A 13540-nucleotide genomic window follows, 5' to 3' on the forward strand; every position below is an offset into this window, starting at 1 on the left:
CCCTGTTTTCGGAATACACCCTGTATCTTTGACCTCGAAATACAACTCATTCTAATCTTAAATTACATTTTATGAACACACGTTTTCTAATGACACTCTGCTGCTGCCTGTTGCCCTTCACCCTCAAAGGAGCAGGCAAAGAAGACATGAAATGGTTTACCGATGCCAAATTCGGGATGTTTATCCACTGGGGGCTTTATTCACAAACTGCCGGTGACTGGAAGGGACACCCCACAAAAGGCGGCGAACACTTTATGCTGTATGAACGGATACCGGTCAAAGAATATGCTTTAATTGCCAATGACTTCAACCCGACCGAGTTCAACGCCCGAAAATGGGTAAAGACTGCCAAAGAAGCCGGCATGAAATATATCGTCATCACCTCCAAGCACCATGACGGATTTGCCATGTATCACTCGGCATGCAGCGATTACAACATCGTTACCCGTACCCCGTTTGCACGCGACCCGATGAAAGAACTGGCCGACGAATGCCGTAAGCAAGGACTGAAATTCGGTTTCTATTATTCCCTGGGAAGAGACTGGGAAGACCCTGATGTCCCCACCAACTGGCCGACCAAAGCCGGCAGAAGCAATACGTGGGATTTTCCCGATGAGGACAATAAGAACCTTCAGGCATACATCGACCGCAAGGTGCTGCCGCAATTAACCGAACTGCTGACCAATTACGGAGAAATCGCCATGATGTGGTTCGACACTCCCGAAATGGTAACCAAAGAGCAAAGCCGTTCCATCCGCCGGCTCATTGAGCGCCTGCAACCGCATTGCCTCATCAACAGCCGCATCGGAAACGGTCTGGGTGACTACCGCATCATAGAGCAGAAATTAATGAACGAGATAGACCCGAAACCTTGGGAAGCATGCCTCACCATGGGTGCCAACTGGGGATACAACAAATATGATACTGTCTACAAGAAACCCGACATGATGATTCGCAATCTGACAGACGTGGTCAGCAAAGGAGGAAATCTGTTGCTGAACATCGGTCCCAACCCCCAAGGCAGTTTCCCGCAGCAAACCGAACCCGGACTCAACGCTTTCCGCCAATGGATAAAGACAAACGGGGAAGCCATCTACGGCACTTCGCCCTGGCATACTTACGGTGAGACCTCGCCCCTTGCCCACGGAAAAAGAGAAGAGGTAAAAGAAGGGTTCCACGATGCCGTGTTCGATGGTACACCCGTCAATGCCATTCCCGATTTCAGATATACTGCCAAAGGCAACCATGTCTACGTTATCGTACGCCACGTGCCTGCCGGTGAATTTACACTCCGTGCCTTCAAAGGCTACACCGACCGCATCAAGCGCATCACATTGCTCGACAACAAGAAAACCGTCGAATGGAAGCCGACCGAAGAAGGATTACGAATCTGCCATATCCGGCGCTCTTCCGATGCTTTCCCTGTCTATGTGTTGCAGGTAGAAATGCAAGCAGAATAAATACTCTCTTTTACATAAAATCTCTTTTGCCGGTCCTTACTGCTTATCCTACACGTTCAGTGATAAAAAGCAAGAACCGGCTTTAAGCATTCCCCACCCTATGAATAAGCCTTTCACACCCTAAACACAGGTCTTTCCTTCCTTACATATATTACAGTCCGCCGTAACAGACCGTACAGTCCACTGCAACAGACTGTACGGTCCATTATGGAAGACTGTACAGTCTACTATGGAAGACCGTAATAACCGACAGGAGAAAAAGCCATAACCGGCAGGAGGAAAAGAGGTAATATACAGAAAGAAAGGACATAAAGGAGAGGAGAAAGAAGAGTACTCCCGCAAGCGGTGGAAACGGGCAAAAAACACAAAAAAAATAAGGAAGAATGCTAAAACACCGAGACACTGTCCTGTTATACAGAGCAACAGCAGTCAGAAGTTTGGCACACTCCCTTATCAATCATCCTTCCGGACGAAAGACAGAACGGATTATTATTTAATCACGCCCAATTCCTTACCCACCTTGATAAATGCAGCAATCGCTTTATCCAGATGTTCACGTTCGTGACCGGCAGACAGCTGAACACGGATACGAGCCTGACCTTTCGGCACAACCGGATAATAGAAACCGGTTACATAAATGCCTTCTTCCTGCATCTTGGCAGCGAAGTCCTGAGACAGTTTTGCATCATACAGCATCACTGCACAGATAGCGCTCTGAGTCGGCTTGATATCGAAACCGGCAGCCAGCATCTTGTCGCGGAAATAAGTTACATTGTCCATCAACTTAGTATGCAGTGCATCGCTTTCTTTCAACATTTTGAACATTTCAAGGCTGGCGCCCACGATGGCAGGAGCAACCGAGTTAGAGAACAGATACGGACGAGAACGCTGACGCAGCATGTCGATGATTTCTTTTCTACCTGTAGTGAAACCACCCATAGCACCGCCGAATGCCTTACCCAATGTACCGGTAAAGATATCCACACGTCCGTAAACATCATATTGTTCAGCCACACCATGACCGGTCGGACCCACTACACCGGCAGAATGCGATTCGTCTACCATTACTAACGCATCGTATTTTTCTGCCAATTCGCAAATCTTATCCATCGGAGCCACATTACCGTCCATAGAGAACACACCGTCAGTAGCAATGATACGGTGGCGTTGAGCTTGAGCTTCCTGCAGGCAGCGTTCCAAGTCAGCCATGTCTGCATTGGCATAACGATAACGTTTTGCCTTACACAGACGCACACCGTCAATGATAGAAGCGTGGTTCAATGCATCGGAAATGATTGCATCCTCGTCGGTCAGCAGCGGTTCGAACAAACCACCGTTTGCATCAAAGCAGGCAGCATATAATATTGTATCTTCGGTCTTGAAATAATCAGAGATAGCAGCTTCCAGTTGTTTGTGCAAGTCCTGGGTTCCACAAATGAAACGTACAGACGACATACCAAAGCCATGAGAGTCCATTGCGTCTTTTGCTGCTTGGATCAAACGCTGGTTGTTTGACAATCCTAAGTAGTTGTTCGCGCAGAAGTTCAATACTTCTTCTCCTGCATTTACTTTGATATCAGCCTTTTGGGGAGTTGTAATGATACGTTCGTTTTTATACAATCCGGCTTCTTTGATGCCAGCCAGTTCCTTCGTGAGGAACTCTTTCATTTTACCATACATAGCTTTGATTTTTATTAAGTATTAAAGATTAAGTTCAGATATTTCTCTTCGACGGACAAAGTTCTTATTTTTTTTTGAATTTCTGCAAAAATATAGAGAAAACTTTGATAAAATCTGAATGCTTCTGCCTATCTTTGCTCTCAAATAGCAAACTAACGTATTATAATTTCACTATGAAAAATGTATTGATTATCGGCTCTACCGGTCAGATTGGCTCAGAGCTAACAATGAAATTAAGAAGTATTTATAATGGTAACATCGTAGCGGGATACATCCCCGGTGCAGAACCCAAAGGCGAACTGGCAGAATCAGGTCCGTCTGCTATCGTTGATATCACAAACGAACAGCAGATTGCCGAAACTGTTTCAAAGTATCATATTGATACCATCTACAACCTGGCAGCTTTGCTGTCGGCAGTAGCAGAAGCCAAACCGCAGCTTGCATGGAAAATCGGTATGGGCGGTCTGTTCAATGTACTTGAAGTAGCCCGCACCATGAAGTGCGCCGTATTTACTCCGAGTTCTATCGGTGTATTCGGCAACAACACTCCGAAGGACAAGACTCCGCAGGACACTATCCGCAATCCGCGCACCATGTACGGTGTAACCAAGGTTTCCGGCGAGTTGCTGAGTGACTACTACAACATCCGTTTCGGTGTCGACACCCGTTCCGTACGTTTCCCGGGATTGATTTCTTACGTGACTCCTCCGGGCGGCGGTACAACCGACTATGCTGTAGATATTTATTATTCGGCAGCCAAAGGTGAAAAGTTCGTTTGTCCTATCGGCAAAGGTACTTACATGGATATGATGTATATGCCGGATGCTTTACGCGCCGCCATCGAAATCATGGAAGCAGACCCGAGCAAGTTCGTTCACCGCAACTCATTCAACATTGCTTCAATGAGCTTCGATCCTGAAATCATCTTCAACAAGATTAAGGAATACGAACCTAACTTCGAAATGGAATACCAGGTAGACCCATTGCGTCAGGCTATCGCCGAATCATGGCCTAACTCACTGGACGACACTTGTGCCCGCGAAGAATGGGGCTGGAAACCTGAATACGACTTGGATACCATGACCAAAGACATGCTTGCCAAGTTGAAAGAACGTTTCAAGAAATAAATACTGTCTTAAAGAATCCGACAGCCTTCATACACCGGTAAGAAAGCCGGTTGTGAAGGCTGTTTTTGATTTAAAAGAAGCTATGGACAAAAAAATGATTTCAACAAACCGCAAGGTGGTTACATTTGGAGAAGTGATGCTCCGCCTTACTGCTCCCGACTTCCGCCGTTTCTCCCAGACCAACGAATTCATTGCCGCGTATGGTGGCAGCGAGGCTAATGTGGCTGTATCGCTCGCCAACTTCGGGATTCCCACCGAGTTTGTCACCCGGCTGCCCGACAATGCAATGGCGCAGGCATGTATCGCATCGCTCCGTGCCAACGGGCTGGGTACGGAAGGAATCGTATTCGGAGGGAAACGCATGGGACTGTATTTTCTTGAGAGTGGTGCTTCGTTTCGCAATTCCAATGTGGTATACGATCGTGAAGGGTCTTCTTTTGCCACCCTGCGTCCCGGCATGATAGATTGGGAAAAGATATTTGCCGATGCAGACTGGTTTCATTGGTCGGGCATAGCGGCTTCACTGTCACAAGAGGGTGCCGACGCCTGTCTGGAAGCTCTACAAACGGCCGACCGCATGGGCTTAACCATTTCCTGTGATTTGAATGTGCGCAAAAAACTATGGAATTACGGGCGTTCGGTTGCCGATGTCATGTTGCCCTTGGTGCAATACAGTGATGTAATCTTCGGTGCAGAACCGGAATACAAAGAAGTTTTCGATATCGCTCCGGTAGGCTTTCAAGCTGTGGATACTGCTTATCCGTTGGATTTGAAAGGATTCGAGACATTCGGACAGAAGATATCGCATATAGTGCCGCGTTGCCGGAAAGTATTTTTAGAATTGCGCAATACGATTACTTCCAACCACAATCTGCTTGCAGCCGTGCTTTATTCCGACCAAACATTAAAATATACAGGCATTTACGATATTACTCACGAAGTCGACCGTGTAGGTACCGGAGATGCTTTTGTAGGAGGAATGATATACGGTTTGCTTACATATCCCGACAATGACCAGAAAGCACTGGAATTTGCTCTTGCCGCATCTGCATTGAAAAATACCGTATACGGTGACTTCAATCAGGTGACTGTGGAAGAAGTGGAAAGTCTGATGAAAGGAAATACCTCGGGAAGGGTAGCCCGATAAAGAAGAGAAGATAAAAAGAAAGGAGGTTTCCATGGCGGAACCTCCTTTCTTTTTATCTCTTGGCAATTATAATCCTTCTTATGCCTTCGCTTCTTCTTCAGGCATCTTATTACCCAGTGTCAGGTAAGCAACCGGAGCAGCAATGAACAATGAAGTCAACGTACCGATAACGACACCCAGAATCATTGCAAATGCGAAACTGCGGATACTGTCTCCACCCAATACAAAGATACACAACAATACAATCAATGTACTCAATGAAGTATTGATAGTACGTGCCAAAGTAGTATTCAATGAATCATTGAACAACTGCAAACGGTTACGTTTCGGGTACAAGCCGAAGAACTCACGGATACGGTCGAAGATAACCACCTTATCATTGATAGAATAACCGATAGCAGTCAGGATAGCACCAATGAATGTCTGGTCGATTTCCAATGAGAAAGGAACCCAGCCATAGCACAATGAGTAAGCACCGATAATCAAAACGGTATCGACAGCCAATGCCACCGTTGCACCGACACTATATGCCACATTGCGGAAACGCAACAGGATATACAAACCGATAGCAACCAATGCGAACAATACAGACCAGATAGCAGAAGTCTTGATATCGTCAGCGATACTGGGACCCACCTTCTGAGAGCTGATGATTGAGCCGCCTGCACGGTTATCACGGTCGATAAATATTTCCAGTGTAGTGCCTTCGCCCAGCAAATTACCGTCTTTCAATGACTGATACAGGAACTCTTCGATTTCAGAATCGATATTGGGAGAGTCTTCAGTGATACGGTAGTTGGTAGTGATACGGATTGTTTTCTTGTCTGTACCCAAAGCGATAGCCTGCACGTTATCTTCGGTAATCTTCTGTTTCAGCAGGTCGCGAACAGTTTCCGGTTCTACTTGCTGTTCAAACTGAACCACAAAGTTACGTCCGCCGGTGAAATCGATGCTCTGAGCCAAACCGCGGATAAAGAACGAAACCACACATGCTGCAATAATGATACCGAATACAGTGAACGAACGTTTCATCATACCCATAAAGTTATAATGAACATTCTGCATCAGATTCTTGGAAATACCTGTCGTAAATGTCAATCCCAGCCATTTGTCTTTGTTCATGAAGTGTTCGTAAACCACACGTGTCAAGAACACAGCAGTAAAGAACGAGCAGAGGATACCGATAATCAGTGTGGTAGCAAAACCGCGGATAGGACCTGTACCGAAATAGAACAGGATGATACCGGTAAGGATTGAAGTCAGGTTAGAGTCAAAGATTGCAGAGAATGCATTCGAGTAACCGTCAGCCAAAGCAGCCTTGACACCCTTTCCTGCTCTCAGCTCTTCTTTTGTACGTTCGTAAATCAATACGTTGGCATCCACCGCCATACCCAATGACAGCACCATACCGGCAATACCCGACATTGTCAATGCAGCCTGGAACGAGGTAAGAATACCCAGCGTAAAGAAGAAGTTCACAACCAAGGCACAGTTGGCAACCATACCCGGAATCAGTCCGTACATAGCACACATGTAAACCATCAACAGAATCAATGCCACAACGAATGAAACGATACCCTGGTTGATAGATTCCTGACCCAATGACGGACCAACGATATCTTCCTGAACAATGCGTGCAGGAGCCGGCATCTTACCGGATCTCAATACGTTAGCCAAGTCCTTTGTTACTTCGGGAGTAAAGTGACCGCTAATCAGAGAATGTCCGTCGGTGATTTCACCGTTTACGTTAGGAGCACTATATACATAATCATCCAATACAATGGCAATGGATTTTCCTACATTATTTTTTGTCAAAACAGCCCAGCGACGAGAACCGTCAGTGTTCATCGACATACTCACGCAAGGTTTGCCGAAGCTGTCGAACTCATCCTTGGCATCAGTAATCACGTCACCTTCCAACGGAGCGCGTCCGTTACGTTCGCTTGACTTGATGGCATATAATTCGAAGATACGTCCTGTCTTGTCGAAATCGGCACCTTTCACACCCCACTTCAGGCGAAGGTCTTTCGGCAACATTTCTTTTACCTCTTTCATGGCAAGGTAAGTATTGACCTGAGCTGTATCTTTATAATCAGCATAACCTACCACACAGCTGCCGTTCGGGTTCAGCTGAAGAATAGAAGCCAACGGATGTTCTTTCTTCATTTGTTCCATGGCAACAGCATTGTCTGCAGGCTCTCCCTTCAAAGCAGCAGCCAGACTATCGGCAGCAGATACCGCCTTTGCATCGGCAGTTTCAACGGCAGTAGAATCTGTAGCAGCATTATCGGTAGCAAGGATAGCACGCAATCTGTTGTCAATAGCAGTCAGATAAGGATAGATTTCCTTGGAGTCGAAAGTTTCCCAAAACTCAAGATTAGCAGAACCCTGCAAGAGCTTTCTCACACGTTCCGGTTCTTTGATACCCGGAAGTTCCACCATGATACGTCCCATCTTACCTTCCAAAGCCTGAATATTGGGCTGAACCACACCAAAGCGGTCGATACGGGTACGCAATACATTATAAGAGTTATCGATAGCAGCTTTGACTTCTTCACGCAACACCTTTTCTACATCAGCATCAGAGCTGCGGGTATTTACTTTGTCTTTCAACTGCTGAGTAGCGAACAATTCTGCCAGCTTTCCTTGTGGAGCTTCTTTCTTATACTCTCTGATAAACAGAGTAATAAAGTCATCCTGGCTGGTAACAGACTGTTTGGCAGCTTCTGATATAGCCTTGTTAAAAGCTTCGTCGGTTTTGTTGTCAGCCAATGCCTTCACCACATCCGGTACAGAAACTTCAAGAATAACGTTCATACCACCTTTAAGGTCCAGACCCAGACCAATCTCCATCTCACGACACTGTTTCAGCGTATAACTACCCAGATAAACTTTTTCATTCTGCATAGAATCAAGGTAATGTGCTTCACCCTTCGGATCTTGCGCCGCTTTATTCATGTGATAGCGGGTCACAAAAGAGAAAGAAAGATAAAACACACATACAAGGGTAAGTAATACCGCAAAAACCTTTACAAATCCTTTGTTTTGCATGTTACTTTGAAATTTATTATTTTTACTTTTTGATTAATTCTTGGTTTATACAAGGTTGCAAATATAGTTTTTTTTTCACATTCGCACGGCATGAAACACAAATATTTGAATTTCAAATAAGAAAAAAGGCTGCAAAAGTATATTTCGCAGCCTAATTTGTTCTATTTCATGGGGTATTTTATTTCAGCCCTCTGTTTTTAAGCAATGGTTCCAAGCTCGGTTCGGCACCGCGAAACGCTTTGTAAAGCACCATAGGATCCTCTGTCCCACCCTTTTCCAAAACATTCCGGCGGAAAGAGTCGGCAGTATTTTTATCGAACAGTCCATGTTCTTTGAAAGCTTCAAAAGCATCAGCATCCAATACTTCCGCCCACAGATAACTGTAATATCCGGCAGCATAACCGCTAAGGATATGATTAAAATAAGTGGCACGGTAACGAGGAGCGATTTCAGGAATCAAACCCAATTTGTCCATCACCGCCTTTTCAAAGGCCACCACATCCAGACTTGCGGTGTCGGTCAGATTGTGCAATTCCATATCGAGCAATGCAGCAGCCAACAGTTCAGTTGTCATAAATCCCTGATTGAAGGTATTTTGGTCTTGTATCTTCCGAATCAATTCATCGGGAATCACCTCACCGGTCTTATAGTGCTTGGCATATACCTTCAGTACTTCCGGTTCCACCGCCCAATGTTCCATTATCTGAGAAGGAAGTTCCACAAAATCCTGTGCCACATTCGTACCCGATACTCCCAAATAGTTACATTTGGTCAGCATGCCGTGAAGAGCATGTCCGAATTCATGAAACATTGTTTCCACTTCATCCAGTGTCAGTAACGAAGGCATATCACCTGCGGGCTTCGTAAAACTGGCTACATTATAGATAAGCGGTCTCACATCGCCTGCCTGTTCACGGAAGTTGCTCATCCATGCCCCTCCGCGTTTACCGGTACGGGGAAAATAATCGGCATAAAACAAGCCCAGATAAGCGCCATCGGCATCTTTCACCTCATACACCTTCACATCCGGTTCGTAAACAGATACATTATTCAGTTCGGTCAAGGTAATGCCGTACAATTTATTGGCAACATAATACAAACCGTTTCGCACTGATTCCAAGCTAAAGTAAGGCTTAATCTCATCCTCATTCAGATTATATTTTTGCTGACGAAGTTTTTCGGTATAATACCACCAATCCCATGCGGCAAGCTTCTCTCCTTTTCCTTCTTTATCCATCATTTTTTGTAATTCGGCAGCTTCCGTCTTTGCGTTTTTCAAAGAATACCCCCACAGATTATGCAGAAAATCCATAACCGTCTCGGAATTCTTTGCCATATTTTCATCCAACACAAAATTGGAATAACAGTCAAAGCCCAGCAAATTGGCTTTTTCCAGACGCAAAGAAATGATTTTCTTCAAAATCTCTTTATTATCATTGGCGTCTCCGTTATTACCACGATTGATATAAGCTTCATAGATATCCTTTCTCAACTCACGGTTGTCGGCATATTGCAGCAGTGGCAAACGGCTTGAGTTCTGCAAGGTAAACAGCCACTTGCCTTCTTTTCCGACAGCCTTCGCCTCTTCCGCCGCACCTGTTTTCACCCATTCCGGCAATCCTGCCAGTTCTGCTTCATTGTCTATAACCAGCCGGTAAGCATTATTTTCATTCAAAACATGGTTGCTGAAAGTAATAGCCAATGTAGACAATTCTTTATTTATCTCCCTAAGGCGGTTTTGCTTCCCGGCATCCAGTCCTGCCCCCGAACGGATAAACGCCTTATAATATCTATCCAAAAGACGATGCTGTTCTGTGGTCAGCGTTATTTTGCCTTCTTGCTCCTGTTGCCACACAGCAGCCACACGCTTATATAAATCCTGATTCAGATAAATATTATCGTTATGTTCGGAAAGCACAGGAGCAATCTTTTCGCTCAATGCGCTCATCTCATCATTCGTATCAGCCTCCGTCAATGCATAAAAGACACCCTTGACACGTGCCAGTGTCCTTCCGCTATTATCCAGTGCCACAATCGTATTTTCAAATCCGGGAGTTTCCCGGCTCTCCACAATTGCTTTTATTTCGGCATTCTGTTCTTCTATGCCTTTCAAAAACGCAGGTTCATAGTGTTCTATCTTGATTTTATCAAAATCAGGAGCACCATACTCTGTCCGGAACTCCGTAAAGAACGGGTTCGTTTCGGTTTTCTGTTCACATGCACACATGATACAACAAGTCGCTAACGTAAATACTAGTTTCTTCATACTTATATTAAATTAAAGGTCTGCTAATTATTTCTTCGCCACAAAACACCAGATGGGATAATGATCCGAACTCTTTATGGTTTTGTCTACCGTACATTGATAAGATTCCAGATTTTTACTCAATAGGATATGATCGATACGGAAATAAAAATGATTCTGATTATAAGATATCCCGAATCCGTTGCCCGACTGTACAAAAGCATCATCCAGTTCCTTCCCGATTACCCGGTGAGCATAAGACAAAGGAGAATCGTTAAAATCGCCGCAGACAATCACTCCTCCACCCCTAAAACCGGCAACCAACTTTGCTATGGAATCGGCTTGCGAAGCACGGATAGCCGAAGCCTCCGCCAGTTTGCCTATCAATATGCGGGCCCCTTCCGACACTTTAACCTTATCCGGGTCTTTTATCATCTCCCGATAGACAGCCTTATCTTTCTCTGTCAGTTTATTGGACTCCAAATGGTTATTGACCACCAACAAAGTATCCCCCTTCACATTTATTGTATAAGCAACAGAGCCATTGTTTCGGCTGTCATACTCAACAGGATGCGCCGACAGGATAGGATAGCGGGAGTAGCACCCCAGTCCATTCGCACCGGTCAATTTATAATAATGCTTATAGGGATAGTTTCTCAGGGCATAATCCACATCCTTTTTAGCCAGCCGATTGCTCAATATATATTCTTGCAAACAAATAATATCCGCATTGCTGTTCCGCAGGTATTCCAATACCGAATTAGGGTTGTCCTTCAAATTAGGATGTCCTTGTTCAAAAGCCATCGTATTGTATGACAATACTTTGACGGCATCCCCGGGAGGTTCTTTCTCGAACAGATTGATAGGTATATAAGTACGGATGGCACCAAAGCAGCAGAAAAAAGTCAGGAGAGACACCAAAGCATACCTGCGATATACCACCAACCAAAAGAAAAAAAATAAAACATTCGTTATCAGAAAAGCCGGAAACGCAAGACCGGCACACGACCACACAGGATGCGCCACCGGATTGATATAAGAACTATATGCACAGATCAGCAATAACACCGCCATGCATATATTTATCCCCAATAATATCCAACCTAAAACCCGACCGATATATTTCATATTCTATTTTTTACTTGCATCAAACAAGCTTTTCTTCTCATCCGACGTGAGACTGTCATAACCGGACTTCCTCAGCTTGTCCAATATGCGGTCTATCTCGTCACTATTCTGCTTCTTACGGGCATTATATTCATAGTCTTTCGCCTTATCGCCATAATGCACTTTCATTTTGGGCTTCTTCGGAGAACGGTGTACCGTAAATCCGCTTGCTACCCAATCGATAAAACGGTTAATCCACGCCGTTGCATCATGCCCGCGGGTCAATCCGGAAGCAAACCACCATCCGGCCAATGCCCCTCCCAAGTGTGCGATATGTCCCCCGGCATTGCCCGAAGTCATAAAAAGCAAATCGGTCACCACCATAAACAGGGCTACATATTTCAACCGCACCGTTCCGATAAACATGAAATGTACCGGATAGTCAGGCTCGCGGACAGCCGTTGCCACCACAATGGCCAACACAGAGGCCGAAGCCCCCAATAAATAAGAATAATAAAGCGAATCACTGAAATATGGAAATACATTGTAAGCCAGCATATAAAGCAAACCGCCACAAAACCCACCTAAGATATACACCCCACGGAAATGCTTGGCCGAGAAAAAAGAAAGAAACAACTGCCCGAACCAATAGAGCCACAGCATATTAAACAACAAGTGAAGCACTCCGGCATGCATAAACATATAAGTAAACAGAGACCACGGCTGCTTGATAAACTGTACCGTCCATGCAGGTAACTCCAAATATTGCAGAATAAATGCACCGTTACGGTTAAACAACATCCACAGAATTCCCAACAGGGATGTCAGGACAAACACTCCGACATTAATATATATAAACTGGATATATATATTACCCCTGTTAAAACTATTCTTTAAATCAGTAATAAAACTGCCCATTGTTATTCTTTTTTCTCCAATACATTATTAATATAAAGCCAAATATCATTCCTCCCAAGTGAGCGAAATGAGCAATACCGTCAGCCGAGCTGCCGAAGCCCAAATAAATCTCCAATGCTGCATACCCCATTACAAAATACTTCGCCTTAATAGGAAACGGAATCGGGAATACAAACATCTGACTATTGGGGAACAACATACCGAAAGCCAGCAAGATAGCATATACGGCCCCCGATGCCCCTACTGTAGTCATCAGATTGAGATATTCCGCCATCGGAATCACGGCAACTCCCGTATTAACCCCCTCATAATTGGCCAATTCGGTGACATACTGAATATATTGCACTCCCTCCTGTACCAAACCTGCACCGATACCGCACAATATATAATAAAACAGAAAACGTTTCGGTCCCCAAACCTGTTCAAGCGTACGCCCGAACATCCACACTGCAAACATGTTAAAAAATATGTGCTGAAAACCAGCGTGCATAAACATATATGTAATCAACTGTGCCGGATTAAAATCGGAAGCCAGAAAAAAATGCAGTCCCAGCAAATCATTTAAATCAATTCCATACTTTGCAGCCACCACACTTCCGAAAAAGCATAGCACGTTTATTATCAATATATTCTTTGTTACAACAGGTATACTATTCATATTATTTTCTTCTATAATTCATTGATTGCTTGCAAATTTACAATTTTATTCTGTTATTTAGCAGAAAAACCCCATTCTCTTACGTTTTTTTGATTTTTGGCTTATCTTTTTTAGGCTATCTGTTTGATTTCTAATTTTGAAACTTTA

At 44.5% G+C, this 13540-nt stretch carries 9 protein-coding genes; 3 read left to right on the plus strand and 6 right to left on the minus strand.

Annotated features, from left to right (window positions below):
* Nucleotides 1-71 precede the first annotated feature (71 nt).
* Nucleotides 72-1460 carry an alpha-L-fucosidase gene (locus HMPREF1534_RS02775; RefSeq protein WP_005944039.1) on the plus strand — a complete coding sequence of 463 codons (1389 nt, stop codon included), beginning with the start codon at nt 72-74 and terminating at the stop codon, nt 1458-1460.
* Nucleotides 1461-1949: 489 nt separating this feature from the next.
* Here the strand turns inward: HMPREF1534_RS02775 and kbl are convergent, their stop codons facing one another.
* Nucleotides 1950-3140 (minus strand): glycine C-acetyltransferase, encoded by a 1191-nt coding sequence (gene kbl, locus HMPREF1534_RS02770; protein WP_005944041.1) that lies wholly within the window; start codon nt 3138-3140, stop codon nt 1950-1952.
* Between the two features lie 173 nt (nt 3141-3313).
* Here kbl and HMPREF1534_RS02765 point away from each other — a divergent pair, with 173 nt between their 5' ends.
* Entirely contained in the window at nt 3314-4267 is a 954-nt protein-coding gene (locus HMPREF1534_RS02765; RefSeq protein ID WP_005944044.1) for an NAD-dependent epimerase/dehydratase family protein, read from the plus strand.
* 82 nt (nt 4268-4349) lie between these two features.
* A complete protein-coding gene (locus tag HMPREF1534_RS02760) occupies nt 4350-5414 on the plus strand; it encodes a sugar kinase (protein WP_018452200.1) in 1065 nt (354 codons plus the stop codon).
* 78 nt (nt 5415-5492) lie between these two features.
* On the opposite strand, the gene secDF is transcribed toward HMPREF1534_RS02760, so the two are convergent.
* The 5 genes from secDF to HMPREF1534_RS02735 all read right to left on the minus strand — a co-directional run bounded on the left by secDF (nt 5493) and on the right by HMPREF1534_RS02735 (nt 13393).
* Entirely contained in the window at nt 5493-8465 is a 2973-nt protein-coding gene (gene secDF, locus HMPREF1534_RS02755) for a protein translocase subunit SecDF (protein ID WP_005944048.1), read from the minus strand.
* 178 nt (nt 8466-8643) lie between these two features.
* A complete protein-coding gene (locus HMPREF1534_RS02750; RefSeq protein ID WP_005944051.1) occupies nt 8644-10731 on the minus strand; it encodes a M3 family metallopeptidase in 2088 nt (695 codons plus the stop codon).
* Nucleotides 10732-10758: 27 nt separating this feature from the next.
* On the minus strand, nt 10759-11838 hold the full coding sequence (locus tag HMPREF1534_RS02745; protein WP_005944053.1) for an endonuclease/exonuclease/phosphatase family protein: 1080 nt from the start codon (nt 11836-11838) through the stop codon (nt 10759-10761).
* 3 nt (nt 11839-11841) lie between these two features.
* Nucleotides 11842-12735: a rhomboid family protein gene (locus HMPREF1534_RS02740; RefSeq protein ID WP_005944055.1), complete on the minus strand. Its 894-nt coding sequence runs from the start codon at nt 12733-12735 to the stop codon at nt 11842-11844.
* Nucleotides 12716-13393 carry a rhomboid family intramembrane serine protease gene (locus HMPREF1534_RS02735; protein ID WP_005944057.1) on the minus strand — a complete coding sequence of 226 codons (678 nt, stop codon included), beginning with the start codon at nt 13391-13393 and terminating at the stop codon, nt 12716-12718. Before HMPREF1534_RS02735 ends, HMPREF1534_RS02740 begins: the two co-directional genes overlap by 20 nt.
* Nucleotides 13394-13540: the final 147 nt, after the last annotated feature.

Origin of the sequence: Phocaeicola massiliensis B84634 = Timone 84634 = DSM 17679 = JCM 13223, from assembly GCF_000382445.1 — a bacterium.
Taxonomy (GTDB): domain Bacteria; phylum Bacteroidota; class Bacteroidia; order Bacteroidales; family Bacteroidaceae; genus Phocaeicola; species Phocaeicola massiliensis.

Excerpts from the sequence above, each read along its gene's own strand:
- HMPREF1534_RS02740 (WP_005944055.1), bottom strand. The coding sequence starts at position 12,735 with ATGGGCAGTTTTATTACTGATTTAAAGAATAGTTTTAACAGGGGTAAT.
- kbl (WP_005944041.1), bottom strand. The coding sequence starts at position 3,140 with ATGTATGGTAAAATGAAAGAGTTCCTCACGAAGGAACTGGCTGGCATC.
- HMPREF1534_RS02745 (WP_005944053.1), bottom strand. The coding sequence starts at position 11,838 with ATGAAATATATCGGTCGGGTTTTAGGTTGGATATTATTGGGGATAAAT.
- HMPREF1534_RS02735 (WP_005944057.1), bottom strand. The coding sequence starts at position 13,393 with ATGAATAGTATACCTGTTGTAACAAAGAATATATTGATAATAAACGTG.
- HMPREF1534_RS02750 (WP_005944051.1), bottom strand. The coding sequence starts at position 10,731 with ATGAAGAAACTAGTATTTACGTTAGCGACTTGTTGTATCATGTGTGCA.
- secDF (WP_005944048.1), bottom strand. The coding sequence starts at position 8,465 with ATGCAAAACAAAGGATTTGTAAAGGTTTTTGCGGTATTACTTACCCTT.
- HMPREF1534_RS02760 (WP_018452200.1), top strand. The coding sequence starts at position 4,350 with ATGGACAAAAAAATGATTTCAACAAACCGCAAGGTGGTTACATTTGGA.
- HMPREF1534_RS02765 (WP_005944044.1), top strand. The coding sequence starts at position 3,314 with ATGAAAAATGTATTGATTATCGGCTCTACCGGTCAGATTGGCTCAGAG.
- HMPREF1534_RS02775 (WP_005944039.1), top strand. The coding sequence starts at position 72 with ATGAACACACGTTTTCTAATGACACTCTGCTGCTGCCTGTTGCCCTTC.